Genomic DNA, 25,916 nt, shown 5'->3' on the forward strand with positions numbered 1-25,916 from the left:
AACGACCATGAACACGACCACTTCCCCCATCGCCATCGCCAGCATCGACGACTGCTGGAACCGCATCGGCGTCATCGGCGACCAAAGCTGCGAGAAGCTCGAGCAGGCGGTCCACTGCCGCAATTGCGAGGTGTACGGCGGCGCGGCCCAGCGCAACCTGCAACGCCCCGTCGGCGACGACTACAAAAAGGAATGGGCCGCCCACTTCCGCCAGCCCGCCGCCGGCACGCAGCAGCTGGACGCCTCCTGCCTGGTGTTCCGCATCGGCCGCGAATGGCTGTCGCTGCCGACTAAAATATTCGTCTCGGTGGCGCCGCAGGCCAGGCCGCACCGCCTGCCGCATCGCACGGAACCCGGCTTGAGCGGCATCGTCAACGTCGGCGGCACGCTGTATCCCTGCATGTCGCTGGCGGCCTTGCTGGGCATCGACGAAAACGAAGGCGACGCCGCCACCGGCCGCCACACCTTCGCGCGCCTGCTGCTTACTCAATGGGAGGACCAGGCCTACGCCCTGCCGGTGGCCGACCTGCACGGCATCCTGCGCTACGCCACCAAGTCCGTGCAGGCGCCGGCCGCCACCATCAACAAGGGGTTGTCGCGCTTCCTGTCGGGCGTGATAGCGCATCAAGACATGCATATCGGCGTGCTCGATTCGGCGCTGATCGGCTACCAACTTGCGAGGTCGCTGCGATGAGCCAGGATAACAACGGAGACCTAAGCCAATTCTCCATGCTGGACCTGTTCCGCATGGAGGCCGAGAGCCAGACCCAGATCCTCACCGACGGCCTGCTGGCCATGGAGCGCCTGAAGGACGACGCCGGCGCGGTCGAATCGATGATGCGCGCGGCGCACTCGATCAAGGGCGCGGCCGCCATCGTCGGCCTGGAGGTGGTGGTGCAGCTGGCGCACGGCATGGAGGACGCCTTCGTCGCCGCGCAGCGCGGCAAGCTGGCGCTCACGCCCAACCGCGTGGACGCGCTGCTGGCCGGCGTCGACCTGATACTGCAACTGTCGCGATTGCAGGACAGCGGCGTTGAAGGCTGGCTGGGCGCCAACGCGGCGCTGATCAGGAAGACGTTGGACACCATCGCCAATATCGCCTTCCTGCCCGAGCCGGCGAACCTGGCGCCGCCCGCGCCGCCGATGCCATCGCCAGTGCCGGCGCCGGTGCCGTCCCCGGCGCCGGCCGCGCCCGAAGCCTCAGCCGCCGCTGCCGAGGAAGCGCCACCCATCGCCCCGCGCGCGCCGGCCGTGCTGAAGACCGCGCAGAACTTCGACCGCCTGTTGTCGCTGGCCAGCGAGTCGCGCATCAACGCGCACCAGATGCATCCCTTCATCCAGGACCTGCAGCGTTTCAAGCGCAACCAGAGCAGCCTGTTCGCGCTGGTCGAACAGCTGCACGAAGCGATCGCCAACAGCAGCGACGCCGGCCTGAAAGAGAAGTCGCTGCTGGCACTGCAAAAGACCCACCCGCTCAAGCAGTTCGTCCTTGAGCACATCGCCGACATCGAAGCCTACGAACGCCGCCTGCTGGCCGTTTCGCAGAACATGGTGGACGAGGTGCTGACGCTGCGCATGCGCCCCTTCCGCGACGGCGTGCAAGCCTTCCCGCGCATGGTGCGCGACCTGGCGCGCGGCATGGGCAAGGAAGTGCAGCTGCAGATCATCGGCGAGGACACGCTGGTCGACCGCGACATCCTGGCCAAGATCGAAAGCCCGCTCAACCACATGCTGCGCAACTCGGTCGACCACGGCATGGACACGCCGGCCGGCCGCATCGCCGCCGGCAAGCCCGGCGCCGGCATCATCATATTGGAAGCGAAGCACCGCGCCGGCATGCTCAGTATCGAGATCAGCGACGACGGCCGCGGCGTCGACCTGGAAAAGATCCGCGCCAAGGTGGTCGAGCGCAAGATGGCCAGCGAGCAGATGGCGGCCTCGCTGTCGCCCGCCGAGCTGCTGGAGTTCCTGTTCCTGCCGGCCTTCAGCCTGAAGGAAAGCACCACCGAGATTTCCGGGCGCGGCGTCGGCCTGGACATCGTGCACGAAACCATCCGCGCGCAGAACGGCACCGTGCGCATCGAATCGGAACTGGGCGTCGGCTTCCGCACCTGCATCACGCTGCCGCTGACGCAATCGATCGTGCGCGCGCTGGTGGTCGACATCAAGGGCGAGGCCTACGCCGTGCCCATCGTGCAGGTGGAGCGCGTGGCCAAGGTGCCGCGCGCCGCCATCCACACGCTGGAGAGCAAGCAGTTCTTCGACCTGGGCGGCGAGCATCTGGGGCTGGTCTCGGCCTCGCAGGTGCTGGAGCTGGGCGACACCGACACCGGCAGCGACGAGCTGGCGGTGGTGGTCATCGGCAGCGGCGCGCGCCGCTACGCGCTGGTGGTGCAAGGCATACGCGGTGAGCAAAGCCTGGCGGTGCAGGCGCTCGATCCCACCTTCGGCAAGATGCGCGACATCTCCGCCGCCGCCCTGCTCGACGACGGCGAGCCGGTGCTGATCCTCGATGTGCCGGACCTGCTGCTGTCGATCGACAAGCTGCTGCACGAAGGCGGCCTGCATCAGCTGACCAGGTCCGACCAGGCCGGACGCCGCAAGACCAAGCGCATTTTGGTGGTCGACGATTCGCTCACCGTGCGCGAGATGGAACGCAAGCTGCTGCTGGGCCGGGGCTTCCTGGTCGATATCGCCATCGACGGCATCGACGGCTGGAACGTGGTGCGCAGCGGCGACTACGACCTGGTGATCACCGACGTCGACATGCCGCGCATGGACGGCATCGAGCTGGTCACGCTGATCAAGAAGGATATTCACCTGCACAAACTGCCGGTCATGATAGTCTCTTACAAAGACCGCCCCGAAGACCGCGCACGCGGGCTCTCGGCCGGCGCCGATTATTACCTGACCAAGGGCAGCTTCCACGACGAGACGCTGCTCGACGCGGTCAGCGATTTGATTGGAGAGGCCAGGATATGAAGATCGCCATCGCCAACGACGTCGCCATGGCAGCCGAAGCGCTGCGGCGGGTTGTGGCCAGCACCGCGGAACACCAGGTGCTGTGGATCGCCCGTACCGGCGCGGAGGCGGTGCGCATGTGCGCCGACAACCGGCCCGACCTGATCCTGATGGACCTGAACATGCCGGAGCTGGACGGCGTCGAGGCGACCCGCCAGATCATGGAGCAAAGCCCGTGCGCCATCCTGGTGGTGACCGGCAGGCCGCAGGACAACGTCAACCAGGTGTTCCGCGCGCTCGGCGCCGGCGCGCTCGATGTCACGGCGACCCCGGTATTGCAGGGTAAACCGGACGGCGACCTGGAGCTGCTGGCCAAGATCCGCACCATGGACAAGCTGATACGCCACAGCGGCGGCAACCAGGCGATGATGCCGAAGACGGCCACCCATGGCAATGGCAACAATGGCAACCATCACGGCGCGGAAACGCACGACGCGCCGCAGCGCGTCACGTCGCTGCTGGCGATCGGCGCCTCCACCGGCGGGCCGATGGCGGTGGCGAAGATGCTGGCCGGCTGGAAGCCGCCGCGCGGCTGCGCCATCGTGGTGGTGCAGCACATCGACCAGCACTTCGCCGACAATTTCGCCCGCTGGCTGGGGGAGCACCTGGAAATGCCGGTGCGCTCCGCCGAGGATGGCGACGAACTGGTGGCCGGCACCGTCCTTGTCGCCAAGAGCAACGACCACTTAACGCTGGATCAAAACAATCGATTACGTTACGATGCGAATCCGAAGGACTACGCCTACCGTCCGTCGGTCGACGTGTTTTTCCGCTGCGTGGCGCAGCACTGGAAAAGCGAGGCGGTGGGCGTGCTGTTGACCGGCATGGGCCGCGACGGCGCCGAAGGCCTGCTGGCCATGCGCCGCGCCGGCCAGCTCACCATCGCCCAGGACCAGGCCAGCAGCGCCGTCTACGGCATGCCGCGCGCCGCCGCCGAGCTGGATGCGGCGCAGATGATTTTACCGCTGGCGAAAATCGGGCCACTATTGCGCACCACCCTGGGCGGCAGCACCTGATGGGCATTTAAAGAGAACGCAGATGTCAGAAGCACACGTAATCGCAGCAGATACAGGGCAGTCGCTGACGGCGTTCAAGGCCCGCGTGCTGCTGGTGGACGACCAGTTGATCATCGTCGAAGCGGTGCGCCGCATGTTGCGCGGCCAGGACGACATCGAATTCCACGCCGTGAGCGATGCCTCGCAGGCGCTGCAAACCGCGATGCAGTGGCAGCCCACCGTGATCCTGCAGGACCTGGTGATGCCGGACGTCGACGGCTTCGCGCTGATCCAGCAGTACCGCGCGCGGGAGGAACTGCGGCATGTGCCGGTGATCGTCCTCTCGGCCAAGGAAGACCCCAAACTCAAGGCGCACAGCTTCGCCACCGGCGCCAACGACTACATGGTCAAGCTGCCGGACCAGCTGGAACTGCTGGCGCGCATCCGCTACCATTCGGGCGCGCACGTCAGCCGCCTGCAGCGCGACCAGGCGTTCCGCTTCCTGCGCGAGAGCGAGCAGCGGCTGGCCGAAGCCAATCTGGAACTGCAAAAGCTGGCCGCGCTCGACGGCCTGACCGGCATCGCCAACCGCCGCCGCTTCGACGAGTGCATGCGCGTGGAATGGCAGCGCGGCCAGCGCGACAAGCAACCCTTGACGCTGTTGATGTGCGACGTGGATTTCTTCAAGCGCTACAACGACAGCTTCGGCCACCAGGCGGGCGATTTGTGCCTGAAAAAAGTGGCCGCCGTATTAACCGAACACCTCAAGCGCCCGGCCGACCTGGCCGCGCGCTACGGCGGCGAGGAATTCGCCATTATCCTGCCGGAGACACCACTGACTGGGGCACTGATCGTGGCCGAGTCGTGCCGCCGCCATCTGGAACAACTGGCCATCGAGAACCCGCTGGCGGAGACCGAATTTTCCACCGTGACCATGTCGATCGGCGTGGCGAGCGTGGTGCCGTCGCCCTCCTCCAGCATCGAGCAGTTGATCCAACAAGCCGACCAGGCCCTGTACGCCGCCAAGCGCGGCGGCCGTAACCGCGTGATGAACGCGGCCGAACTGCCTGGTCCTCCCTCCGCATCGAACCAAGGAAAAACAGCAGTATGAGTGCTCAATTTGATCAAGTCAGCGTCGTCAAGAAATCGAATATCTACTTCGACGGCAAATGCGTTTCGCACAATGTGATTTTCGCCGACGGCAGCAAGAAAAGCGTCGGCGTGATCTTCCCTTCCAGCCTGACCTTCAACACCGGCGCGCCGGAAACGATGGAGATCATCGGCGGCGTGTGCAAGGTGCGCCTGGCCGGCGCCAGCGAATGGCAGACCTACGCGGCTGGCCAGGAGTTCAAGGTGGGCGGCAATTCGAGCTTCGATATCGAGACCGTGGAGACGGTCGATTACGTTTGCCACTTCGGCTAACGCATTTCAGCTGATACGCGTCATGGCGGGCCGCGCGCCCGCCATTTTTAAATGAACACCGGCTCCGGCTCCAGCAGCACGCCATAGCGCGCCTGCACGTCCGCCTGGATCGCCCGCGCCAGCGCCACCACATCCGCGCCCTTCGCGCCGCCATTATTGACCAGCACCAGCGCCTGTTTCGGGTACACGCCCGCCGCGCCCAGGTTGCGCCCCTTCCATCCGCATTGATCGATCAGCCAACCCGCCGCCAGCTTCTCGCTGCCGTCCGGCTGCGCGTGATGCACCAGCGCCGGGAACTGCTCCAGCAACGCCGCGCACTGCGCGCCCGTCACCACCGGATTCTTGAAGAAGCTGCCCGCGTTGCCGATCACCGCGGGATCGGGCAGCTTGCGGCGGCGGATCGCGATCACCGTGTCGGCCACCTGCTGCGCGGACGGCGCGGCGATGCCCTGCTCCGCCAGCGCCTGCGCCAGTTCGGCGTAGCGCAGGTTGGGCTGCCAGCGCTTGGGCAGCGCGAAGCACACGTCGAGGATGATCAGGTGACGTCCACCGTCCTGCTTGAAGATGCTGTCGCGATAACCGAAGCGGCACGCCGCGGCATCCATCGTGCGCGTCTCGCCGCTGGCCGGATCGAACACGGTCACGCTGTGGAACACGTCCTTGGTTTCGAGTCCGTAGGCGCCGATGTTCTGGATCGGCGCCGCGCCCACCGTGCCCGGTATCAGCGACAGGTTCTCCAGACCGCCCAGGCCTTGCGCCAAAGTCCACTGCACGAACTCGTGCCAGTTCTCGCCGGCCGCCGCACGGACGTAATGATGGTCCGCATCGTCGGCCAGCACCTCGCGACCCTGCAGCGCGATGTGCAGCACCAGGCCGGGAAAGTCCCCGGTCAGCAGTAGATTGCTGCCGCCGCCCAGCACCAGCTTCGGCAAAGAAACCCAGGCGGCATCGGCAAAAACGCCGAGCAGTTGCTCTGTTTTCGTCACGCGCAAATACGCGTGCGCGCTCGCCGCGATGCCGAAGGTGTTGAGGGATTGAAGTGGGAACTGGTACTGGATGGCTGACTGTGGATGCATGGAGGAAAAACCTGGGAAATTTCATCGATTATAGAGCGAAACAAGCAAAAAACCAGTGTGGATATGGCGGCTTTCGGCCCGTTGTCCGTTAAAATGTCAGTCTTTGATGCAGCGGATTGAATGCATGCTGCATGCCACACGAAAAGGAAATAGTTATGCCGTCGTTTGATGTAGTCTCCGAAGCCGATATGATCGAAGTGAAGAATGCCGTCGAGCAATCTCAAAAAGAAATCGCCACCCGCTTCGATTTCAAGGGTACGGGCGCCTCGGTCGAGCACAAGGAAAACGAACTGACCGTCGTCGCCGATTCCGAATTCCAATTGCAGCAGGTGCGCGACGTGCTCACCAACAAGCTGGCCAAGCGCAAAGTCGATGTCCGCTTCCTGGAAGACGGCGACATCAAGAAGATCGGCGGCGACAAGGTCAAGCAAGTGATCAAGGTCAAGAACGGCATCGAATCCGATGACGCAAAGAAAATCGTGCGCGTCATCAAGGACAGCAAGATGAAAGTGCAAGCGAGCATCCAGGGCGAGTCCGTGCGCGTCACCGGCGCCAAGCGCGACGACCTGCAAGCGGCCATGGCCATGCTGCGCAAGGACGTGCCGGACATGCCGCTGGAATTCAACAACTTCCGCGACTGATCCCTCGCGCGACGCCCGCCGCGGCGTCACAATGCTGTAGTACACATGGAGTAGAATCGAACCGGCTCCATGCAAGGTGTACTGCCGCGCGACCGCATATCACGCATAGCGCCGGGCTCTTTGCCCGGCAACCACTACGGTAGTCTAAGGATAGCAATGAAACGTGTTGATGATTTCCGCCTGCGATTTGGCAAAAACGAGTACGTGCCCATCATGGTCGGCGGAATGGGAGTGGATATTTCGACCTCGGAGCTGGCGCTGGAAGCGGCCCGCCTGGGCGGCATCGGCCACATCTCGGATGCCATGGTCGAAGACGTATCGGACCGCAAGTTCGACACCAGCTTCGTCAAGGACAAGACCAAGCTGTACAAGTTCAACATCAACAACATGGACAAGTCCGTGGTGCAGTTCGACCTGGAACGCCTGGCCGACGCGCAGCGCCGCCACATCGGCGCCACCATGGCGGCGAAAAAAGGTCCCGGCCTGATCTTCGTCAACTGCATGGAAAAGCTGACCATGAACGGCCCGCGCGAAACCCTGCGCACCCGCCTGAACGCGGCGCTGGACGCCGGCGTCGACGGCATCACGCTGTCGGCCGGCCTGCACTTCGGCTCGTTCGCGCTGATGGCGGACCACCCGCGCTTCCGCGAAGCCAAGCTGGGCATCATCGTCTCGTCGGTGCGCGCGCTGCAGATCTTCCTGCGCAAGAACGCCAAGCTGGACCGGCTGCCCGACTACATCATCGTCGAAGGCCCGCTGGCCGGCGGCCACCTGGGCTTCGGCATGGACTGGGCCGAATACGACCTGATGACCATCACGCAGGAACTGCTGGACTACCTGAAGGCCGAGAACCTGGACATTCCGCTGATCGCGGCCGGCGGCATCTTCACCGGCAGCGACGCGGTGCGCTTCCTGGAAGCGGGCGCGGCGGGCGTGCAGGTGGCGACCCGCTTCACCGTCACCAATGAATGCGGCCTGCCTGCCAAGGTCAAGCAGGAATACTTCAAGGCGTCGGAAGAGGACATCATCGTCAACGGCATCTCGCCGACCGGCTATCCGATGCGCATGCTCAAGAATACGCCGGCCATCGGCGCGGGCATCCGTCCGGGCTGCGAATCGTACGGCTACCTGCTGGACGCGACCGGCAACTGCGCCTACATCAATTCGTACAACCGCGAAGTGGCGGCGCATCCGACCGAGAAGAACATCGTGGTCATGGACAAGACCTGCCTGTGCACCCACATGCGCAACTTCAACTGCTGGACCTGCGGCCACTACACCTACCGCCTGAAGGACACCACGCACAAGAAGGCCGACGGCGAGTACCAGCTGCTCACCGCCGAGCACGTGTTCAAGGACTACCAGTTCAGCACTGACAACCAGATCGCCCTTCCCGAAAAGGAAGAGGCGTAAAAAAACGCCATGTGCGCTTGCGACGCTCAAGATCGTCGCACGGCCACATGGCGTTTTTTTATAGTTACCCTTCCGAGTTGATCCGGGCGATCAGCGCTTCCAGCACCTCCTCCGCCCGCTCATTATCGACCTGGCACGTCCCGGCATTCTCATGCCCGCCGCCGCCGTACTCCAGCATCAGCGCGCCGATATTGGTCTTGGACGTACGGTTCAGTATCGACTTACCGGTGGCGAACACGGTGTTCTGGTTCTTCAAGCCCCACAGCACGTGGATCGAGATATTCGTCTGCGGATACATCGCATAGATGATGAAACGGTTGCCGGCGTAGATGATCTCCTCATCGCGCAGGTCCAGCACCACCAGGTTCTTGTGCACGGTGGCGCACCGGCGGATCTGCTCCTTGCACTTCTCGGCATGCTCGAAGTACAGCTCCTTACGCTCCTTCACGTCCGGCAAGGCCATGATCTGGTCGATCGTATGGTTCTTGCAATAGTCGATCAGGTCCATCATCAGGTTGTAGTTCGAGATGCGAAACTCGCGGAAGCGGCCCAGGCCCGTGCGCGCATCCATCAGGAAGTTCAGCAGATCCCAGCCTTCCGGATTGAGCACCTCCTGCTCGTTGAAGCGGGCGGCGTCGCCCTTGTCCACCGCCACCATCATGTCGTGCCAGGAAGCCGGGAAAGCCTTCTCGGCGCCGTAGTAGTCGTACACCACGCGCGCGGCCGACGGCGCCTCCGGATGGATCACATGGTTCTTGCGCTCGCCCGTATTGCGGATGGTTTCCGACAAATGGTGGTCGAAGGCGAGATGCACGCCCGGCACGAACGGCAGATTGGTGGTGATGTCATTGTCGCTGATGGCGATCTTACCGTCCTGCATATCCTTCGGGTGCACGAACAGGATCTCATCGATCATATTCAGGTGTTTTAACAGGACTGCGCACACCAGCCCGTCGAAATCGCTGCGGGTGACCAGACGATATTTTTTTGCTTCTGACATGAATGCACCTCTGTGGATTGAACATGACAATGGACTTAATAATACAACCCAAACCTGCACGTGGACAGCAATTGTGATGACACGTTGCAATACGTCACATCAACCGCCAGCGACTTTCGATTGTTAAGAAACGAAAAAGACTCGGAGCATCTGTCTCAATTATTCAAAAACGACAAACTTGCAATTTGGATTACCTAGAATGGCTGCCGCATCACCCCATTACAAATTACAACGCAAGAGGAGACCGATACCATGCCGCGCATTTCAATCTTACTTGGCCTGGCCGCCGCAAGCTGCCTGGCGCTGTCCAGCCCCGCGCTGTATGCGCAGACCGCGCAGATCAGCGCATCCGCGCAATCGCAGCGCGACGGCGCCGCCAGCGCTGTCCGGCGCGATTTCGCCCAGTTCGTTCAATACCAGGTGCAGAACCACGCCGGCAGCGCGCCGCAAGGCTTCCCACTGGAAGTGGCCGACGTGCAGGACTTGAAGGACGCGCGCATCGCCTACGGCTTCCCGGTCTACACCATCGACCCAACCGACCTGCTGGCCGGCCGCCGCGAGATGAAGGCCATGACCCGGCCGACCGGCATCTGGCGCTTCGTCATCACCCTCCACGACCAGCCGATCGGCCTGGCCACGGTCGAACAGGTCAACGGCAAATGGGAGACGGTGGCCTACGGCGCCTCCGTGATGGCCAAGGATCTCGACGCCGCCATGGGCGCCTACGCCAACACGGAACGCTCGAACGTACGCGTGCTGCGCATCTACCAGGCGCAGTCCGATTTCCTGGAAGTGAGCTCCGCCCAGAACGGCGCGGTGCGCTTCGCGCCCCTGCATTCGGCGCGCCAGTCGCTGCTGCTGCAACGCAAAGGCGCCGGCGACGGCCTGCTCGACGCGAGCGACTTGCTGGAGCCGCTGCGCGTGGCGGTCAAAAAAAATCTGGATAGCACGCGCTAAGCCGCGCGGGACAAGGAGACTCACATGAAAAAATTGAACAGCCTGATATTGAGCGCCGGCCTGCTGGCGATGTTGCCGTCCGCCTTCGCACAGTGGCGGACGCTGAACGTGCCGCTGGTCACGCAGGAGCACAGCCAGTGGTGCTGGGCCGGCTCCAGCAAGGCCGTGCTGAACTACTACGGCCAATCGCCCAGCCAGTGCCAGATCGTCAACTGGGCCTTCGGCCTGAACTACGCCTGCGGCAATTCGACCTTCGACTGGAACAGCTGGGCCAACCAGCCCAACAATATGTACGGCAGCAATGGCAGCGTGCAGAACATCCTGCGCGCCTGGGGCGTGTCCAACACGGCCTACAACTACGCCTCGTCGTGGAGCAGCGTGGTGTCCGACATCAACGCCAACCGGCCGTTCGTGATCCGCTACGGCTGGACCGGCGGCGGTGGCCACATCATGGTGGGACGCGGCTATGAAACCTACAACGGGGTCAATTACATCTACATCATGAACCCTTGGCCGGGCGAAGGCCAGACCTACCGCACCTACAGCTCGGCGGTGTCTGCGTCCGATCACCAGTGGACGCACACCCAGCGCATGAACAACTAGGCGCAGCTATAGGGACCCCGCTCGTCACGCCAGCATCTGGTCGATCAATTCGATCCAGTGCCCGACCGGCATCGGCGTCCCCGATTGCAGGTGGCTTTGACAGCCGATGTTGGCGGAGACGATGCGGGCCGCGCCCGTGGCCTGCAGATTGGCCAGCTTGCTGTCGCGCAGTTGGTGCGACAACTCCGGCTGCAGCAGCGAATACGTGCCGGCCGAGCCGCAGCACAGATGGCTATCCGCGCACAGGCGCACATCGATGCCCAGGCCGCGCAGCAGCTCCTCGACCTTGCCGCGTATGCGCTGCGCGTGCTGCAGCGTGCATGGCGGATGAAACGCCACCGGCTCGGCCGGTGGCCGCTGCTTCAGCAACGCCTGCAAGCCAGCCTGCTCGTCGTACAGTATCTCGCTGATGTCGCGCGTCAGCTCGGACACCCGGTGCGCCTTGGCGGCATAGGCCGGATCGTCGCGCAGCAGATGGCCGTATTCCTTGACGGTGGCGCCGCAACCGGAAGCAGTCATCACGATGGCCTCCGCGCCGGCTTCCAGCAGCGGCCACCACGCATCGATATTACGCCGCATGTCATCGAGGCCGCCATCGTGGTCGGCCAGGTGGTAGCGGATCGCGCCACAGCAGCCGGCGCGCGGCGCCACCACCAGCTCCACATCCAGCGCCGCCAAAATACGCGCCGCCGAGCTGTTGATATTCGGCGCCATCTCCGGCTGCACGCAACCGTCCAGCAGCAGCATCTTGCGCGCTTGTCCGCCGCGCGGCCAGGGGCCGGGCGCCGGCACCGGCTGCACCTTCTCCTGCAACGCCGCCGGCAGCAGCGGACGCACCATGCGTCCCATCTTCATCGCGGGCCGGAACAGCCATGCGCGCGGCAGCGCCTCCTTCAGCAGCAGGCGCTGATAACGCTGGCGCGCCGGCCGGCCCACCTGCTGCTCCACCACCTTGCGGCCGATGTCGAGCAAACGGCCGTACTGCACGCCGGACGGACAAGTGCTCTCGCAGTTGCGGCAGCTCAGGCAGCGGTCCAGGTGCAACTGGGTGCGCTCCGTGGCCGCCTGCCCTTCCAGCACCTGCTTGATCAGGTAGATGCGGCCGCGCGGTCCATCCAGCTCGTCGCCCAGCAGCTGGTAGGTGGGACAGGTCGCGGTGCAGAAGCCGCAATGCACGCAGGCGCGCAGGATGGCTTCGGCCTCGTCGCCGTCGGCGGTGTTCTTGAATTGTTCTGCCAGATTGGTTTGCATGATTACAGGTCCCGGTACATGCGGCCGGGATTGAAGATGCCGGCCGGGTCGAAGTGCTGTTTGAGGTTGCGGTGGATCGCGTGCACGGCCGGCGCCAGCGGCTGGAACACGCCGTGCCGCTTGTCGCCGCCGCGGAACATGGTGGCGTGGCCGCCCAGCTCCGCCACCCGCGCGCGCAGCGCGATGGGATCGGCCTTGCTGCGCAGCCAGCGTTGCGAGCCACCCCACTCGATCAGTTGCGCGCCGTCGTCCAACGCGGACAGCGACTTGGCCGGCGTGGTGGACGGCAGCGACAAGCGCCACAGCGGCGTCTCCACCTCGGCGAACCATGCATGCCGGTGCTCGCGCAAATCGCTCCACCAAAGCGCCGCCGCTTCCGGCTCCAGCGTCTCGCCGCCGATGTGCCGCGCGGCCGCCGCCACCGCAGCCTGTGCGCCGGACAGCCGAAGCGTGAGCACGCCCTCGTGCCAGGCGGATGCCGACAACGGCAACGGCTGCCCCGCCCAGCGGTTCAGGCGCAGCAAGGCCTCCTCCTGATCCAGCTCCAGCCGCAGCGTGGCTTCCGCCGTCGGCCGTGGCAGCACTTTCAGCGATACTTCCAGCATCAATCCCAGCATGCCCAACGAGCCAGCCAGCAGGCGCGAGACGTCGTAGCCGGCCACGTTCTTCATCACCTCCCCGCCGAAGCGCAGCAACTCGCCGCGGCCATCCATCAGCACCGTGCCCAGCACGAAATCGCGCACCGCGCCCACGCTCTGGCGGCGCGGGCCGGACAGCCCTGCCGCCACCATGCCGCCCACCGTGGCGCCGGGCCCGAAATGCGGCGGCTCGAACGCCAGCATCTGTCCCTGCAGCGCCAGCTCCCGTTCCAGGTCGCGCAGCGGCGTGCCGCAGCGCGCCGTCACCACCAGCTCCGTCGGTTCATAGGCGACGATGCCCTGGTAGGCGGACGTCTCCAGCACCTCGCCCTCCGGCGCTTGTCCGTACCAGTTCTTGCTGCCGCCTCCGCGCAGGCGCAGCGGCGTGCCTGCGGCGCCGGCGGCCACGATGCGGTCGCGGAACTGGTTCACTATCGATTCCATCGTCATGCTCCCACCTGTTTGACAAACTTGAACACACCGCCGCGCGCCTGCCGCTTGCCATACGCGGCGCAGCGGTCCAGCGTGGGTATGGCTTTGTTTGGATTGAGCAGGAAGGCGCCATCGAAGGCGCGCTTCACGCCGATGAAGGCGGCCACCTCGTTCACGGTGAACTGCCCGCACATGGCGTCGATCTTCTCGATGCCCACGCCATGTTCGCCGGTGATGGTGCCGCCCACTTCCACGCACAGCGCCAGGATCGCCTCGCCGAAGCGTTCGGCGCGGTCGAATTCACCGGGCTCGTTGGCGTCGAACATGATCAGCGGATGGAGGTTGCCGTCGCCCGCGTGAAACACGTTGGCGCAACGCAGGCCGTAGGTCTGCTCCATGGCGGCGATGCCTTGCAGGACCTCGGCCAGGCGCTTGCGCGGGATGGTGCCGTCCATGCAGTAGTAGTCGGGCGAGATGCGGCCCGCCGCCGGAAAGGCGTTCTTGCGGCCGGACCAGAAGCGCATGCGCTCCGCCTCGCTGCCCGACACCGCGATGGCGCTGGCGCCGGCGCGCCGCAGCACTTCGCTCATGCGTTCGATTTCCTCCTCCACCTCTTCCGGCATGCCGTCCGATTCGCACAGCAGGATGGCGGCGGCGTCGGTGTCGTAGCCGGCCTTGACGAAGGGTTCGACCATGCGCGCGCTGGTGCGGTCCATCATCTCCAACCCTGCGGGGATGATGCCGGCGGCGATCACCTCCGCCACCGCGTCGCCGCCGGTGACGACGTCGTCGAAGGAAGCCATGATGACGCGCGCAAGCGGCGGCTTGGGAATCAGGCGCACCGTCACTTCGGTGACCACGCCCAGCATGCCCTCGGAGCCAATGAACACCGCAAGCAGGTCCAGGCCCGGCGCGTCCAGCGCTGCGCCACCGAGTTCGATAACCTCGCCGTCCATCGACACCATCCGCACCCGCATCACGTTGTGCAAGGTCAGGCCGTACTTGAGGCAGTGGACGCCGCCCGAGTTCTCGGCCACGTTGCCGGCGATGGTGCAGGCGATCTGCGACGACGGGTCGGGCGCGTAGTACAGCGCGTGCGCGGCGGCCGCCTCGGAGATCGCCAGGTTGCGCACGCCGGGTTGCACGCGCGCCGTGCGCGCCAGCGGATCGAGCGCCAGGATGCGGCTCATCTTCGCGGTCGAGATGACGATGCCGTCGGCGATCGGCATGGCGCCGCCGGACAGGCCCGTGCCGGCGCCGCGCGGCACGATGGGCACCTGCAGCGCGCTGCATGCCTTCAGCAGCGCGATCAGCTGCGCCTCCGTTTCCGGCAGCGCCACGGCCAGCGGCAACTGCCGGTAGGCGGTCAGGCCATCGCATTCATAGGGTCGGGTGTCTTCCTGCTCGGACAGCAGGCAATGCGGCGGAAGCAGGCCACGCAGCGCGGCCAGTATGGCGTGTTTGCGTTCCTGTAGCAGCAGCGGTGGCGGCGGGGTTAGCGGCGCGTTCATGAGTGGCCTTGGATGCGATGGAAATGGCGTCCAGTGTAGCGGCCTGCCGCGCGCTCCAGCGGTGAAAAGAATTAACCGCTGAAGCGCAGATTTTTCATGCGTCGCGTTCGTGGTCGGGATAGGCCGCCATCATCCAGTCGATGAACAAGCTCACCTCCGGCCGGATATGGGCGCTCTGCTCGTACACCACGTAGTAGGCGTGCGGCGGCGACGCCAGGCGCACGTCGAACAGCTGCACCACTTCGCCGCTGGCGATCATGTCCTGCGCGAAGTGCTGTCGCGTCAATCCAACACCGTGGCCATGGCGTATCGCCTCCAGCAGCAGGCCAAGGTCGTCGACACGCAGCGCGTCGGTGGGCTCCGGCCAATCCAGGCCGGCCTGCTCGAACCACGGCTTCCACTGCTCCAGCGCGGAGCGCAGCAAGGTCGCCTTCTTCAGATCCGCAGGCGTGGCGATGCCGCCGATCCGTTCCAGGTAGGCCGGGCTGGCGACGGCAAACGCCGGTTCGCCGAACAGCCGCGTGGTTACCATGTCGGGATATTTGCCGGCGCCGAAGCGGACCTCCAGATCCGTCTCGTTCACGCACAGGTCATACAGGGGCACCGACAGGAACACTTCAACCACGATCTCGGGATGGGCTTCGGTGAACTCGGCCAGGCGCGGCATCAGCAGGTAGCGCGCGAAGGTCGGCGGCACCGTGATCTTGACGCGCGGCTGAACCGGCGCGCTGCGGTGAGGAAGGGGAAAATCAGTCAGCGTGCGCAGCGCCTGGCATACCACGTCCAGGTAGCTGCGGCCGAACGGCGACAGCGTCAGCGAACGGCCATCGCGGACGAACAAGCGGTCGCCGACAAACTCCTCCAGCAGGCGGATACGGTGCGACAACGCCGACGGCGTAATGCACAGCTGCTGCGCGGCGACCGCAAATGAACCGGCACGCGCCGCCGCTTCGAAAGCGGACAGCGCGTGCACCGGGGGGAAACGTCTCGGCATGGATATGCGCCTTTCACAAACCCTTGGCAGGGCTGGGGAAAAGCGTCAGTGCGGCACCATCCCCGTAAATACATACGCCTGCAATACCGTCATGATACCAACGATGGTGGCGAACAGCAGACTATGTTTGAGGGTAAAGCGGAACAACTCGGACTCGCGTCCCACCAATCCGGTCGCGGCGCAGGCCACGGCGATCGATTGCGGCGAGATCATCTTGCCAGTTACACCACCGGTGGTATTGGCCGCCACCAGCAAGGTATCGGAGACATTGATCTGGTGCGCCGTGGTGTTTTGCAGGGAGCAGAACAAGGCGTTCGACGAGGTGTCCGAGCCGGTCAGGAACACGCCCAGCCAGCCGAGGAACGGCGAGAAGAACGGGAAGGCCGCGCCGGTGCCGGCCAACACCAGCGCCAGGGTCGACGACATGCCGGAGTAGTTGGCGACAAACGCAAACGCCAGCACTAGGCCAATCGACAGGATGGGACGACGCAGCTCAACCACCGTATCGGCCAGGGCGCGCAGGCCGGCCATCGGCTTGAAGCGCAGCAGCGCCATCGAGACCAGTGTGGACAACAGGATAGCGGTGCCGACGGCCGACAGCAGGTCCAGCTTGAAGACAGCTTCATAGGCTTTTGGCGCGGCGACGATAGGCGACATCTTGATGACCATCTGGTCCAGGTACGGCACATGGAATTTCATCACGGTGCCGGCCAGCGCGCCGCTGCCGGCGAACATCGCCTTGAACTGCGGCAGGCTCCAAACGGTGACGATGGCGGTCAGGATGCCGAACGGCGCCCATGCCCGCACGGTCTGCGCGGTGCTGTATGGCGACTGCTTGCGGATACGTGGTGCGGAACCGGTGGCCGGGCCGCCGCCAAAGGTGGCCATCGCCGCCGTGCCGCCGCCCATCGAGATGGTGCTGCGGGCGCCGGCCTTGGCGCTGGCCGGCTGCCATACCTTCAGCAGTGCCGTCAGCGAACCAAGGCTGACCAGCGCGGAGGTAATGTCCGGCAGTTCAGGGCCGATGAAGTTGGAGGTGATGTACTGCGTCACGGCGAAGCTGCCGCCTGCCACCAGCGCCGCAGGCCAGGTTTCCTTGATGCCGCGCGTGCCGTCCATCATGAACACCAGCCAGAATGGCACGGCCAGCGACAACAACGGCAACTGACGGCCAGCCATCGCGCCGATGTGCATGGCATCGATGCCGGTGACCTGCCCTGCCACGATGATGGGAATGCCCATCGCGCCGAATGCCACCGGCGCAGTGTTCGCGATCAGGCACAGGCCCGCCGCGTACAGCGGATTGAAGCCCAGGCCCACCAGCAGCGCCGACGTAATCGCCACCGGCGCGCCGAAGCCTGCCGCGCCTTCGAGGAAGGCGCCGAACGAGAAGCCGATCAGCAGCATCTGCAGGCGCTGGTCATCGGTGATCGACAGCACCGAAGCACGGATGATTTCGAGCTGGCCGGTGCGGTCGACCACTTTGTACAGGAACACCGCGGTGACGATGATCCAGGCGATCGGCCACAGGCCGTAGGCGAAGCCGTAGCCGGCGGCGGCCAGCGCCTGCGGCACCGGCATGCCGTAGGCGAAGATGGCGACTGCCAGCGCAAGCGCCAGCGTCACGGCGGCGGCGACGTGGCCTTTGATGCGCAGCACAGCCAGCGCGAGAAAGAAGAAAATGATCGGCACGGCGGCAACCAGGGCCGATAGCCCCAAGCTGCCTAGCGGCGCATATATCTGATTCCAGGTTTGCATAGTGGTCTCCTCCAAGAGTAAAAATATTTTTTTGCAGAGCTAAAAAGATGCGACGAGTGTATAGACGTGGCGGCGGCTTTCGGTGGTACGAAAAGATGAAATGAATTGTTCGCAGCCGTGAAAATTATTCACCCCACCGCCAACGGCGGTACCACGCTATTCGGCCTGCCCCCTTTCCCGCAGCAGGTCGGCCAGGCTGCGCGCGGCCGGTTTGAGCGGCTCACGGTGACGGGTCCAACCCAACTGGTTACGGGGCGCGAAGGCGCGCAGCCGCGTGGCGGCCCAGCGGAACCAGCGATACACGCCAGGCCGCGCGAACGCGCCGCTCCAGAATCGCCACACCAGCCGCTCGCTGCGACTGAAGCTGGCACCCTGCCCGCGCAGCGCGTTCTCGACTTCCTGCGCCGGATCGCGATTGGCCTCGGTGCGCAGCCGCACCAGCAGTGCCGGTATCGGTATGCGCACCGGGCACACTTCGCCGCACGCGCCGCACAAGCTGGAGGCGGTCGCCAGGTCGGCGGTCGCTTCAAGCCCCAGCAGGTGCGGCGAGATGATCTTGCCGATCGGGCCGGGATAGGTGGTGCCGTAGGCGTGGCCGCCCACCCGCGCATAGACCGGGCAGTGGTTGATGCATGCGCCGCAGCGGATGCACTGCAGCGTGGCGCGCAGCTGCTCGTCGGCGTAGGCTTGCGTACGGCCGTTATCGAGCAGCACCACATGCAATTCACGCGGTCCGTCCATTTCACCGGTGCGGCGCGGTCCGGTGATCAGGTTGAAGTAGGTGGTGATGGACTGCCCGGTCGCCGAGCGTGTCAGCAGGCTGGCCAGCGGCACGATGTGCTCCAGCTTTGCCACGACCTTTTCCATGCCCATCAAGGCGATATGCACATCGGGCACGCTGGTCGACAACCGGCCGTTGCCTTCGTTTTCGACCAGCCACAGGGTGCCGGTATCGGCCGCCGCGAAGTTCACGCCGGACAGGCCGATGTCGGCGTCGGCGAAGGCCTGGCGCAGCGCGCGGCGGCCGGCCTGGATCAGCGTGTCGACGTCTTCGCTGTACGGCGTGCCGGGGATGTGGCGTTCGAACAGCGCGCCGATGTCGGCGCGCGTCTTGTGCACCGCCGGCATGACGATGTGCGACGGCTTCTCGCCCGCCAGCTGCACGATGTATTCGCCCATGTCGGATTCGATGCAGTCGATGCCATGCTGCGCCATGTGGTGGTTCAGCTCCACCTCTTCGCTCGCCATCGACTTGCCCTTGATGACGCTGCGCGCGCCACGACGCTGGGCGATTTCAAGGATGATGGCGTTGGCTTCGTCGGCGTTCGCGGCCCAGTGCACGTGGGCGCCGGCCGCCTGCAGCGTCGCTTCGAACTGCACCAGCAGTTCCGGCAGATGGGCCAGCGCGTGCTGGCGCACCGCTTCGGCCAGGTCGCGCAGCTGTTCCAGTTCGTCGCCGTCGGGGAATTGCGCGCGGCGCTTATCCTGCAGGAAGTCCATCGCGCCGCGCATGCTGCCGCGCAGTTTCGTGTCTTGCAGCGCGTCGCTGACGCGGGCGCGGAAATCGGCCGGCGGCATGAAGTGCATGGGGGCGTTCATGCTGCCGCTCCTTCATCATCAACAATGAATACCCACAGCGCGCGCGGGCCGTGCGCGCCGTAGGCCAATGTCTGCTGGATGTCCGAAGTCTTCGACGGGCCGGACACCAGCACCAGGTTGGCCGGCATGGTGGCGCTCCAGGCTTCGGCATGCATCGCCGCGTGCAGGTCCGCATGCAGCGTGCTCGCATAGACCAGCGCCACGTGCAGCGGCGGCACCAACGACACCGTACGCGGCGATCCCGCGTCGGGCGCCAGCACCAGCGTGCCGGTGGCGGCGATGCCGGAACGGGCCACGGTGAAGCCGGCATCCACGTCGGCAAACAGCTCGTTCTTCCACTCTTCCAGCGGACGGTCGAAGGACACCGTGCGCACTTCGGCCGGCAAGGCCGCGGCCAGCGCGGCACCTTCGGCGCGTGCGGTGTCGAGCAGCAGGCTGCCGACGCCGGCGGCTGCGAGCTTCTGCGCCAGCAACGCGGGCCAGCTGTGGGCATCGACGCGCCATACGTCCGTGCGTACCGATGTCATCACGCGTTCCAGCGTGTCGGCCAGTTCGGTGCTTGAAGCCCCGCGCAACGGGCCGCGCACATGATGTGCGTTGATGCGGTCTTCCAATTCGCGCAGAGGCATGCCGGGAGCCGGCGCCGCTGCCAGCAGCTTGCCCAGTATGAGTTCGCGCGCGCTCATGCCTCGGCTCCCACACGGCGCCACAGGAAGCTGGCCAGGTGCTCGACCTGCAGCGGCGCGCCCTGCCGCTTGGCGGCGTGGCCGATGTTGAGCAGGCAGCCGCAATCGGCGGAGACCAGCCGCTCGCACCCGGTGGCGCAGGCGGCGGCGATTTTGTCGGTGACCATGGCGCCGGAGATGTCGTCATGCTTGAGGGAGAAAGTGCCGCCGAATCCGCAGCATTCCGATTCGTGGGCGTGCTCCACCCGCGTTACGCCGGGCAGCGCGTCGAGCAAGGCGACGCCGTGGGCGCGCGTGCCCATCTCGCGCCGCGCGCCGCAGGAGGTGTGCAGCACCACCTGTTCATCCGGTTGTGTCGTCGATTCGCCAAAATCCACGTGCAGGACATTCAGCAGGAATTCGCTCAGTTCATAGACGCGCTCCGCCAACTCGCGCGCCTTGGCGGCGGCTTGCGGATCGTCGTCGAACAGCGTGGGCCAATGATGGCGCATCATGCCGGCACAGGAACCAGACGGCACGATGACCGGCCAGGGTTGGGAAAACAGTTCAAGTTGTGCGCGCGCCACAGCACGCGCCTGCTCCGGATTGCCGCTGCTGTAGGCCGGCTGGCCGCAGCAGCTCTGGCCGCGCGGGAAGTGCACCGTCAGACCTTCACGCTCCAGCAGGCGCACGGCATCAAGCCCGGCTTCCGGCATGAACAGGTCGATCACGCAGGTGCCGAACAGGTAGACGTGTGGGTTGGCCTTGTCCGGGCCGGGCGGATATTGTCGCGCTAGCATGTGAGGTCTCCTCTGTTTTTGCTTATTCGTCGGACAAGCTCCATAATTCCCTTGCATCAAGGCCGCCGCAAATTGGTTGGACCAGCGGATACAACAGGGGATGTCAAAATGAAAACAAGCGGACTGGTCGAGGGGGTGTTGCGCAGGTTGGAGACGGCGCTGCTGGACGGCACCTATCCGGCCAATGCGCGCCTGCCGTCCGAACGCGCGCTGGCGGAGCAATATGAGGTGTCGCGCAACACGATACGCGAGGCGCTGCAACGGCTGGTGGCGCGGGGATTGTTGCGCAGCCGTCCCGGCGCCGGCGTCTTCGTCAGCGACCAGCTGCGCACCAGCACGGCATCCCCTTGGGGACAGCTGGTGACGGATCATCCAGCCGTGCTGGGCGATGTGCTGGAATTCCGGCGGGTATTGGAAGGCGCGACCGCCTACTACGCCGCGCTGCGCGGCAATGACGAGGAACACGGACGGATCCGCGATTTGTTGGCCGGCCTGGAACAAGCCCGCACCGACGACGACCAGGCGGCCGAGGCCTCCATCGACGCCCGGCTGCACGAGGCGATCGCGCTGGCCTCGCACAACAGCATGTTCCTGCATCTGCACGCCAGCGTCCTCGGCATCCTGCGCGAGCACATCACGTTGAACGGTTCCAGTCTGCGCAAGCTCGACACCGAAGTGTCGGGCCAGCTGCTGCAGCAGCACCGCGCCATCTGCCTGGCCATTTGCGGGCGCCGGCCGGAAGCGGCCCGGACCGCCATGCAGGCGCACATCGATTACGTTGTCGGCAGGATGGAATCGGCCTGACTGGTCCAACCAATCCTTCGCGCTCCACAGCGGCCCCATCCACGCACGGTTGATCGATATCGTCCCCGCCGGAGCGTGATCGGCTACGATCCGAGTGACCAATCACGAAGCGGAGCGCCCAACCATGTGCGGCATTTGGGGACTGATCAGCCATGACGGAGCGGAGCGCCGGCGCGCCGCGCTGGCGGCCGCTTTCCGTTTCATCGACCGCCGCGGGCCCGATGCGCGCGGCGAGCAACACCTCACCTTCGGCGCCCACCACGTGATGCTGGCGCACAGCCGGCTGGCGATCATCGAATTGTCGGAACTGGGCGCACAGCCGATGGTCGACGTCGGCAGCGGCTGGTGGATCATCTACAACGGCGAAATCTACAATTACCGCGAGATCCACGAGCAACTGCGCGGTGCCGGGCACGCATTTCGCGGCGGCAGCGACACCGAGGTGCTGGTGCGCGCATGGGCAGTCTGGGGCACGGATGCGCTGCCGCGCCTGAACGGCATGTTCGCCTTCGCCGCCTTCAACCAGCGTAGCGGCGAGCTGTGGCTGGTGCGCGACCGCTTCGGCGTCAAGCCGCTGCTGTGGGGCCGGCGCGCGGATGGCGCGCTGACCTTCGGCTCGTCGGCGGCCGCCGTGGCCGAGCAGGTGGGAGCCGAGATCGACACAGCGTATTGCGCCCGTGGCGTGCGCTACAAGGCTTATGAAACCGATCAGTCGGGATCGGCGTTCAAGCACGTCGCATCCGTGCCGGCCGGTGGCTGGGTCAAGTTCCAGCTCGCCGACGGGCGCATCGAGGTCAGCGAAGGCAGATGGTACTGTCTCGCCACAGCGGTGTCCGTACGCCGCGCCGCCATGGCCGGGCTCGGCGTTCCCGCATTGCTGGACCAATGCCGCGATTGGCTCGACAGCGCGATCAACCTCAGGCTGCGCAGCGACGTGCCGCTGGCCGTGTCGCTAAGCGCCGGCCTCGATTCCGCGGCCATCGCCTGCGCCACGCGGCGCCAGGCGACGCGGCTGCGGGCGTTTTCGTTCGGTTCGCCCGCCGCGCGCGCGTCCGAGGGACCGGCCACCCGCGCCATGTCGGACGCGGCGGGCATCGACGTCAGCTTTGTCTGGCCGCGCTGGAACCGAAGCCAGCTGTGCGACATGCTGGAGACCACGATGGCCCTGCAGGAAGCGCCGTTTTCCGGCCTCAGCCCGATCGCACAAAATGCCGTCTTCCGCGACGCCGGCGCGGCCGGATTCAAGGTGCTGCTCGGCGGCCAGGGCAGCGACGAGATTTTTGCCGGCTACCGGAAATTCATGCCGATCGCCTTGCGCGAGGCGCTGCGCGCGCGCGAGCCGGAAGGCGCGTTGCGCCTGCTCTACTCGCTGGCCCTGATGCTGGCGCACGAGGCGCGGCAAGCGCGCATGTATCTGCAAAACCTGGCCCGCTACCGGAATGGCAAGGCCCAGCCGTTCCGCTTGCTCGCTTGGGAGGCGGAGGCGCACAACCTGTGGGGAGAGTCCGATCTGTCGCTGTCGGACCGGCAGATCGCCGACATCCAGCGCTGGAGCCTGCCCACCCTGCTGCGCTACGAGGACCGCAATTCGATGGGCTGCGGGGTCGAGAGCCGCTTGCCTTTCCTCGACTACCGGCTGGTCGAGTTTGCGCTGGCACTGCCGGTGCGGCTCAAGATCGGCAATGGATTTGGCAAGTGGGCGCTGCGCCGCATCACCGGCGGCCTGGTGCCGGACCAGATCCGGCTGAACCGGACAAAACGCGGCTTCGACGTGACCCAGGACTGGATCGCGCAAGGCCTCGGCGCCAGCTTGCGAGCGCGTATCTTCGACCATCGGACGGCCTTGAGCGGCGCCCTGAAAACGGATGCGCAACTCGACGCTCACCTGTCCGACGCTGCCCTGTCGCGCTCGCCCGAACTGCTCGACGAAGCCTTGTTGCTGGCGTGGCTGGTCAAGCCGACGCGGGTGCCGGTGGCCGTGCCAAGGCAAGCGGGCCGGCGGGAGGTCCGGGCATGAGCAGGGTCTGCCACCTCTCGTCCGTGCATCATGGGCTGGACATCCGCATCTATCATAAGCAGTGCGTGTCGCTGGCGGCCGCCGGGCACGATGTCCATCTGGTCATCGGCGCCTCTGCGGAGCAGGTTGCGGAGGCCGCCGCCGCCGGCGTCACGCTGCACCGGCTGCCGCCGGCCGAGGGCGGGCGGATCCGGCGCGTGCTGGCCCATGCATGGCGCACCTACCGGATCGCCAGGGCACTCGATGCGCGGCTTTACCATGTCCACGATCCCGAGCTGATCCCCTACGGTGTGCTGCTGGCCTGGCAGGGCAAGCAGGTCATCATTGACCTGCACGAGGACTTGGGCGCCGACATCCAGTCCAAACCATGGATACCCGCGCCGCTGCGTCATGCCATCGGTGCGGCGGCACGCGCCGTCGAACATTTTGCGGCGCGACGCTGCGCAGCGATGGTCGCGGCCACGCCGCATATCGGCGCCCTCTTCAGGCACAGCGCCAGGCGAGTGGCCGTGATCCACAACTACCCGATGGTCGGCGAACTGGCTCCCGGCGCTGCCCCGAAGCGCAGCGTGCGCGACGGCGTCTGCTACGTCGGCGCGATCAATGAAATGCGCGGCATCCGGGAAATCATCCAGGCGCTGGACCTGGCCTCCTGCAAACTGCTGCTGGCGGGACGGTTCGACTCCGCCACGCTGCGCGAGGAGCTCGCTACTTGCCCGGGCTGGCGTCATGTGGAGGAATGTGGTTTCGTCGATCGCGCGGAGGTCGCGGCCATCATGGCGCGCAGTTTTTGCGGCCTGGTCACTTTGCACCCCGAACCAAACTTCATGAATGCGCTGCCGATCAAGTTGTTCGAATACATGTCGGCCGGCCTGCCGGTGATCGCTTCCGGCTTTCCGCTTTGGCGCGGCATCATCGAGGCGGCCGATTGCGGCTTATGCGTGGATCCCGGCAAGCCGGAGGAGATCGCGCACGCGATCAGCTTCCTGCGGTCCAATCCGGCGCTGGCGGAAAGGCTGGGCGCGAACGGCAGGCGTGCCATAGAACACACGTATCGCTGGGATCACGAAGCAGTCAGGCTGCTGTCGTTGTACCGCGAGCTATTGCTCGGTCACGGCCCTTGCTCCACACCCAGCGTGTAGTACAGCTTGTCGTCGTCGGTTGTGGCCTGGAAGCTCGCATAACGCTGCGGGCCGCCCTTGCTTGCCGGCTTGATCTTCCACTCCATTTCGCATTCACCCTTCACCGTGCTCGGCTTGCCGAAATTCCGGGTCAGGATTTTCTTGACGTAGGCGCAGTTGGCCGCGCCAATGAACGAGGCCTGCACCAGCTCGATATTGCCACCCATCTCAGGCGACATCGCGAAACTGTCGGCCTTGACGTTTTCGCCGCATTCCACATTGCCGCGTTTGATCTGTTCGCGCTCGGGGCGTGTGCTCGGCTTGCACCACGGAGCCAGCTGCTGCATGGCCTGCTTCCAGTTGCTCGTGAAGAGCTTGGGCGAGGCGAGGACGTCAAAGACGTGCTCCGCCGGAGTCGGTTCGTTTTGCGCCTGCGCGCTGGTGCTGATGGCCAGGCACAGGCCCAGGATGGCGTAGCTTGTTTTCATGTTGTGCGCTCTCCAAGCCCTTAACGCGGCATGATCGATTTGACTTTCTTCATGTGGCCGTCGCTGTGCGCCAGCGCCTGCTCGTATTTGGCGCTGTCCTCGTTTTCGATCAGCGCGCCGGCCTCGTCATAGATGGAATACGCTTCCGCATACGGCGCCGAGCCGCCGCCGATCGAATAATACATGACCGCGACATCGCCCTTGTCGCCGCGCGCGCACGCCCATTGGGTGACAAACAGCTTGCTCACCTTGCCGCCGGTCTCGACGATGGACTTGGCGCTGACTTTGTTCAACTCCGGCAGCGCCGCCTTGCGCGTCTTGCCGCCGTTGCTCACGCTCAGGGTCTGTCCCTTGCACTGATTCAGCGCGGCGGCGTCGTTGCTCGGCTTGCAGTCGGACTCGATCACATACTGCGTGTCGCCGCACTGCATCTGCTCGCGCCAGGGCGCCTGTTCGCCGGCGCTGCACGCCACATGCGCAAAACCCACAGCCACAACCATCGCACCCAATTTATTCTTGAGATCCATCTTCCCGCGCTCTCCTGATGACGATGAACAACGAAAAAAGCCCCAACCAGATCACTGGAAGGGGCTTTTTAGTATAACTAGCCTGACGATAACCTACTTTCACACTGGTTGCAGCACTATCATCGGCGCAGAGTTGTTTCACGGTCCTGTTCGGGATGGGAAGGGGTGGGACCAACTTGCTAT

Annotated in this window: 24 protein-coding genes and 1 rRNA gene; 12 read left to right on the forward strand and 13 right to left on the reverse strand. The window is 65.2% G+C overall.

The annotated features are described in order from the left end of the window. Positions 1–7: 7 nt before the first annotated feature. The 5 genes from ACUJB0_RS28545 to ppnP are packed head-to-tail and all read left to right on the forward strand — an operon-like array spanning position 8 to position 5,438. Positions 8–694 carry a chemotaxis protein CheW gene (locus ACUJB0_RS28545; RefSeq protein ID WP_444848205.1) on the forward strand — a complete coding sequence of 229 codons (687 nt, stop codon included), beginning with the start codon at positions 8–10 and terminating at the stop codon, positions 692–694. Beyond that, a complete protein-coding gene (locus ACUJB0_RS28550; RefSeq protein WP_444848206.1) occupies positions 691–2,982 on the forward strand; it encodes a hybrid sensor histidine kinase/response regulator in 2,292 nt (763 codons plus the stop codon). Before ACUJB0_RS28545 ends, ACUJB0_RS28550 begins: the two co-directional genes overlap by 4 nt. Further along, on the forward strand, positions 2,979–4,037 hold the full coding sequence (cheB, locus tag ACUJB0_RS28555; RefSeq protein ID WP_444848207.1) for a chemotaxis-specific protein-glutamate methyltransferase CheB: 1,059 nt from the start codon (positions 2,979–2,981) through the stop codon (positions 4,035–4,037). The genes ACUJB0_RS28550 and cheB overlap by 4 nt, the downstream gene beginning before the upstream one ends. Before the next feature lie 22 nt (positions 4,038–4,059). Beyond that, positions 4,060–5,127 carry a diguanylate cyclase gene (locus ACUJB0_RS28560; protein ID WP_444848208.1) on the forward strand — a complete coding sequence of 356 codons (1,068 nt, stop codon included), beginning with the start codon at positions 4,060–4,062 and terminating at the stop codon, positions 5,125–5,127. Beyond that, the gene (ppnP, locus tag ACUJB0_RS28565) at positions 5,124–5,438 is read left to right on the forward strand and encodes a pyrimidine/purine nucleoside phosphorylase (protein WP_020705687.1); all 315 of its coding nucleotides are present in this window, start codon (positions 5,124–5,126) and stop codon (positions 5,436–5,438) included. The genes ACUJB0_RS28560 and ppnP overlap by 4 nt, the downstream gene beginning before the upstream one ends. A gap of 47 nt (positions 5,439–5,485) precedes the next feature. Here ppnP and murB read toward each other — a convergent pair whose 3' ends face one another. Then, positions 5,486–6,514 carry a UDP-N-acetylmuramate dehydrogenase gene (murB, locus tag ACUJB0_RS28570; RefSeq protein WP_444848209.1) on the reverse strand — a complete coding sequence of 343 codons (1,029 nt, stop codon included), beginning with the start codon at positions 6,512–6,514 and terminating at the stop codon, positions 5,486–5,488. A 155-nt stretch (positions 6,515–6,669) separates the two neighbouring features. Between murB and ACUJB0_RS28575 the strand changes: the two genes are divergently transcribed. Together ACUJB0_RS28575 and ACUJB0_RS28580 are read left to right on the forward strand one after the other, a co-directional pair. Next, positions 6,670–7,155, forward strand: coding sequence for a YajQ family cyclic di-GMP-binding protein (locus tag ACUJB0_RS28575; protein WP_161083162.1), 486 nt, complete (start codon positions 6,670–6,672; stop codon positions 7,153–7,155). Between the two features lie 156 nt (positions 7,156–7,311). Next, a complete protein-coding gene (locus tag ACUJB0_RS28580) occupies positions 7,312–8,568 on the forward strand; it encodes a nitronate monooxygenase (protein WP_161083163.1) in 1,257 nt (418 codons plus the stop codon). Between the two features lie 64 nt (positions 8,569–8,632). On the opposite strand, the gene ACUJB0_RS28585 is transcribed toward ACUJB0_RS28580, so the two are convergent. Next, positions 8,633–9,568: an exopolyphosphatase gene (locus tag ACUJB0_RS28585; protein ID WP_161089631.1), complete on the reverse strand. Its 936-nt coding sequence runs from the start codon at positions 9,566–9,568 to the stop codon at positions 8,633–8,635. A gap of 252 nt (positions 9,569–9,820) precedes the next feature. Here ACUJB0_RS28585 and ACUJB0_RS28590 point away from each other — a divergent pair, with 252 nt between their 5' ends. Beyond that, the gene (locus ACUJB0_RS28590) at positions 9,821–10,525 is read left to right on the forward strand and encodes a hypothetical protein (protein ID WP_444848210.1); all 705 of its coding nucleotides are present in this window, start codon (positions 9,821–9,823) and stop codon (positions 10,523–10,525) included. Positions 10,526–10,549: 24 nt separating this feature from the next. After that, positions 10,550–11,128, forward strand: a complete 579-nt coding sequence (locus ACUJB0_RS28595; RefSeq protein WP_444848211.1) for a C39 family peptidase — start codon at positions 10,550–10,552, stop codon at positions 11,126–11,128. Between the two features lie 24 nt (positions 11,129–11,152). Here the strand turns inward: ACUJB0_RS28595 and glcF are convergent, their stop codons facing one another. From glcF to ACUJB0_RS28635, 8 genes are all read right to left on the reverse strand, one after another. Beyond that, the gene (glcF, locus tag ACUJB0_RS28600) at positions 11,153–12,379 is read right to left on the reverse strand and encodes a glycolate oxidase subunit GlcF (protein ID WP_444848212.1); all 1,227 of its coding nucleotides are present in this window, start codon (positions 12,377–12,379) and stop codon (positions 11,153–11,155) included. Positions 12,380–12,381: 2 nt separating this feature from the next. After that, the gene (gene glcE / locus ACUJB0_RS28605; RefSeq protein ID WP_444848213.1) at positions 12,382–13,467 is read right to left on the reverse strand and encodes a glycolate oxidase subunit GlcE; all 1,086 of its coding nucleotides are present in this window, start codon (positions 13,465–13,467) and stop codon (positions 12,382–12,384) included. Beyond that, entirely contained in the window at positions 13,464–14,960 is a 1,497-nt protein-coding gene (locus tag ACUJB0_RS28610) for an FAD-linked oxidase C-terminal domain-containing protein (protein WP_444848214.1), read from the reverse strand. The genes glcE and ACUJB0_RS28610 overlap by 4 nt, the downstream gene beginning before the upstream one ends. Before the next feature lie 94 nt (positions 14,961–15,054). Beyond that, entirely contained in the window at positions 15,055–15,954 is a 900-nt protein-coding gene (locus ACUJB0_RS28615; protein ID WP_444848215.1) for a LysR substrate-binding domain-containing protein, read from the reverse strand. A gap of 45 nt (positions 15,955–15,999) precedes the next feature. Further along, positions 16,000–17,712, reverse strand: a complete 1,713-nt coding sequence (locus ACUJB0_RS28620) for a lactate permease LctP family transporter (protein ID WP_444848216.1) — start codon at positions 17,710–17,712, stop codon at positions 16,000–16,002. A 156-nt stretch (positions 17,713–17,868) separates the two neighbouring features. Next, a complete protein-coding gene (locus ACUJB0_RS28625; RefSeq protein ID WP_444848217.1) occupies positions 17,869–19,311 on the reverse strand; it encodes a LutB/LldF family L-lactate oxidation iron-sulfur protein in 1,443 nt (480 codons plus the stop codon). Next, positions 19,308–19,997, reverse strand: a complete 690-nt coding sequence (locus tag ACUJB0_RS28630) for a LutC/YkgG family protein (RefSeq protein ID WP_444848218.1) — start codon at positions 19,995–19,997, stop codon at positions 19,308–19,310. Before ACUJB0_RS28630 ends, ACUJB0_RS28625 begins: the two co-directional genes overlap by 4 nt. Then, positions 19,994–20,776, reverse strand: a complete 783-nt coding sequence (locus ACUJB0_RS28635; RefSeq protein WP_444848219.1) for a (Fe-S)-binding protein — start codon at positions 20,774–20,776, stop codon at positions 19,994–19,996. Before ACUJB0_RS28635 ends, ACUJB0_RS28630 begins: the two co-directional genes overlap by 4 nt. Positions 20,777–20,884: 108 nt before the next feature. Here ACUJB0_RS28635 and ACUJB0_RS28640 point away from each other — a divergent pair, with 108 nt between their 5' ends. From ACUJB0_RS28640 to ACUJB0_RS28650, 3 genes are all read left to right on the forward strand, one after another. After that, positions 20,885–21,580 (forward strand): FadR/GntR family transcriptional regulator, encoded by a 696-nt coding sequence (locus tag ACUJB0_RS28640; protein ID WP_444848220.1) that lies wholly within the window; start codon positions 20,885–20,887, stop codon positions 21,578–21,580. Between the two features lie 124 nt (positions 21,581–21,704). Continuing rightward, positions 21,705–23,597 carry an asparagine synthase (glutamine-hydrolyzing) gene (gene asnB, locus ACUJB0_RS28645; RefSeq protein WP_444848221.1) on the forward strand — a complete coding sequence of 631 codons (1,893 nt, stop codon included), beginning with the start codon at positions 21,705–21,707 and terminating at the stop codon, positions 23,595–23,597. After that, positions 23,594–24,739 carry a glycosyltransferase family 4 protein gene (locus ACUJB0_RS28650; protein WP_444848222.1) on the forward strand — a complete coding sequence of 382 codons (1,146 nt, stop codon included), beginning with the start codon at positions 23,594–23,596 and terminating at the stop codon, positions 24,737–24,739. The genes asnB and ACUJB0_RS28650 overlap by 4 nt, the downstream gene beginning before the upstream one ends. Here ACUJB0_RS28650 and ACUJB0_RS28655 read toward each other — a convergent pair. The 3 genes from ACUJB0_RS28655 to rrf all read right to left on the reverse strand — a co-directional run. After that, complete coding sequence (locus ACUJB0_RS28655) at positions 24,709–25,206, reverse strand: hypothetical protein (protein WP_444848223.1); 498 nt, start codon at positions 25,204–25,206, stop codon at positions 24,709–24,711. The two genes, ACUJB0_RS28650 and ACUJB0_RS28655, sit on opposite strands and share 31 nt — an antisense overlap. Positions 25,207–25,226: 20 nt before the next feature. Further along, entirely contained in the window at positions 25,227–25,733 is a 507-nt protein-coding gene (locus ACUJB0_RS28660; RefSeq protein ID WP_444848224.1) for a hypothetical protein, read from the reverse strand. 80 nt (positions 25,734–25,813) lie between these two features. After that, positions 25,814–25,916: ribosomal RNA gene (gene rrf / locus ACUJB0_RS28665) — 5S ribosomal RNA — on the reverse strand; the annotation flags it as partial.

The organism is Duganella caerulea (assembly GCF_040362985.1).
Classification (GTDB): Bacteria; Pseudomonadota; Gammaproteobacteria; order Burkholderiales; family Burkholderiaceae_D; genus Rugamonas; species Rugamonas vulcania.

What these genes read in the sequence shown, in the direction of transcription:
- ACUJB0_RS28545 (WP_444848205.1), top strand. Translation starts at nt 8, where the DNA reads ATGAACACGACCACTTCCCCCATCGCCATCGCCAGCATCGACGACTGC.
- ACUJB0_RS28550 (WP_444848206.1), top strand. Translation starts at nt 691, where the DNA reads ATGAGCCAGGATAACAACGGAGACCTAAGCCAATTCTCCATGCTGGAC.
- cheB (WP_444848207.1), top strand. Translation starts at nt 2,979, where the DNA reads ATGAAGATCGCCATCGCCAACGACGTCGCCATGGCAGCCGAAGCGCTG.
- ACUJB0_RS28560 (WP_444848208.1), top strand. Translation starts at nt 4,060, where the DNA reads ATGTCAGAAGCACACGTAATCGCAGCAGATACAGGGCAGTCGCTGACG.
- ppnP (WP_020705687.1), top strand. Translation starts at nt 5,124, where the DNA reads ATGAGTGCTCAATTTGATCAAGTCAGCGTCGTCAAGAAATCGAATATC.
- murB (WP_444848209.1), bottom strand. Translation starts at nt 6,514, where the DNA reads ATGCATCCACAGTCAGCCATCCAGTACCAGTTCCCACTTCAATCCCTC.
- ACUJB0_RS28575 (WP_161083162.1), top strand. Translation starts at nt 6,670, where the DNA reads ATGCCGTCGTTTGATGTAGTCTCCGAAGCCGATATGATCGAAGTGAAG.
- ACUJB0_RS28580 (WP_161083163.1), top strand. Translation starts at nt 7,312, where the DNA reads ATGAAACGTGTTGATGATTTCCGCCTGCGATTTGGCAAAAACGAGTAC.
- ACUJB0_RS28585 (WP_161089631.1), bottom strand. Translation starts at nt 9,568, where the DNA reads ATGTCAGAAGCAAAAAAATATCGTCTGGTCACCCGCAGCGATTTCGAC.
- ACUJB0_RS28590 (WP_444848210.1), top strand. Translation starts at nt 9,821, where the DNA reads ATGCCGCGCATTTCAATCTTACTTGGCCTGGCCGCCGCAAGCTGCCTG.
- ACUJB0_RS28595 (WP_444848211.1), top strand. Translation starts at nt 10,550, where the DNA reads ATGAAAAAATTGAACAGCCTGATATTGAGCGCCGGCCTGCTGGCGATG.
- glcF (WP_444848212.1), bottom strand. Translation starts at nt 12,379, where the DNA reads ATGCAAACCAATCTGGCAGAACAATTCAAGAACACCGCCGACGGCGAC.
- glcE (WP_444848213.1), bottom strand. Translation starts at nt 13,467, where the DNA reads ATGACGATGGAATCGATAGTGAACCAGTTCCGCGACCGCATCGTGGCC.
- ACUJB0_RS28610 (WP_444848214.1), bottom strand. Translation starts at nt 14,960, where the DNA reads ATGAACGCGCCGCTAACCCCGCCGCCACCGCTGCTGCTACAGGAACGC.
- ACUJB0_RS28615 (WP_444848215.1), bottom strand. Translation starts at nt 15,954, where the DNA reads ATGCCGAGACGTTTCCCCCCGGTGCACGCGCTGTCCGCTTTCGAAGCG.
- ACUJB0_RS28620 (WP_444848216.1), bottom strand. Translation starts at nt 17,712, where the DNA reads ATGCAAACCTGGAATCAGATATATGCGCCGCTAGGCAGCTTGGGGCTA.
- ACUJB0_RS28625 (WP_444848217.1), bottom strand. Translation starts at nt 19,311, where the DNA reads ATGAACGCCCCCATGCACTTCATGCCGCCGGCCGATTTCCGCGCCCGC.
- ACUJB0_RS28630 (WP_444848218.1), bottom strand. Translation starts at nt 19,997, where the DNA reads ATGAGCGCGCGCGAACTCATACTGGGCAAGCTGCTGGCAGCGGCGCCG.
- ACUJB0_RS28635 (WP_444848219.1), bottom strand. Translation starts at nt 20,776, where the DNA reads ATGCTAGCGCGACAATATCCGCCCGGCCCGGACAAGGCCAACCCACAC.
- ACUJB0_RS28640 (WP_444848220.1), top strand. Translation starts at nt 20,885, where the DNA reads ATGAAAACAAGCGGACTGGTCGAGGGGGTGTTGCGCAGGTTGGAGACG.
- asnB (WP_444848221.1), top strand. Translation starts at nt 21,705, where the DNA reads ATGTGCGGCATTTGGGGACTGATCAGCCATGACGGAGCGGAGCGCCGG.
- ACUJB0_RS28650 (WP_444848222.1), top strand. Translation starts at nt 23,594, where the DNA reads ATGAGCAGGGTCTGCCACCTCTCGTCCGTGCATCATGGGCTGGACATC.
- ACUJB0_RS28655 (WP_444848223.1), bottom strand. Translation starts at nt 25,206, where the DNA reads ATGAAAACAAGCTACGCCATCCTGGGCCTGTGCCTGGCCATCAGCACC.
- ACUJB0_RS28660 (WP_444848224.1), bottom strand. Translation starts at nt 25,733, where the DNA reads ATGGATCTCAAGAATAAATTGGGTGCGATGGTTGTGGCTGTGGGTTTT.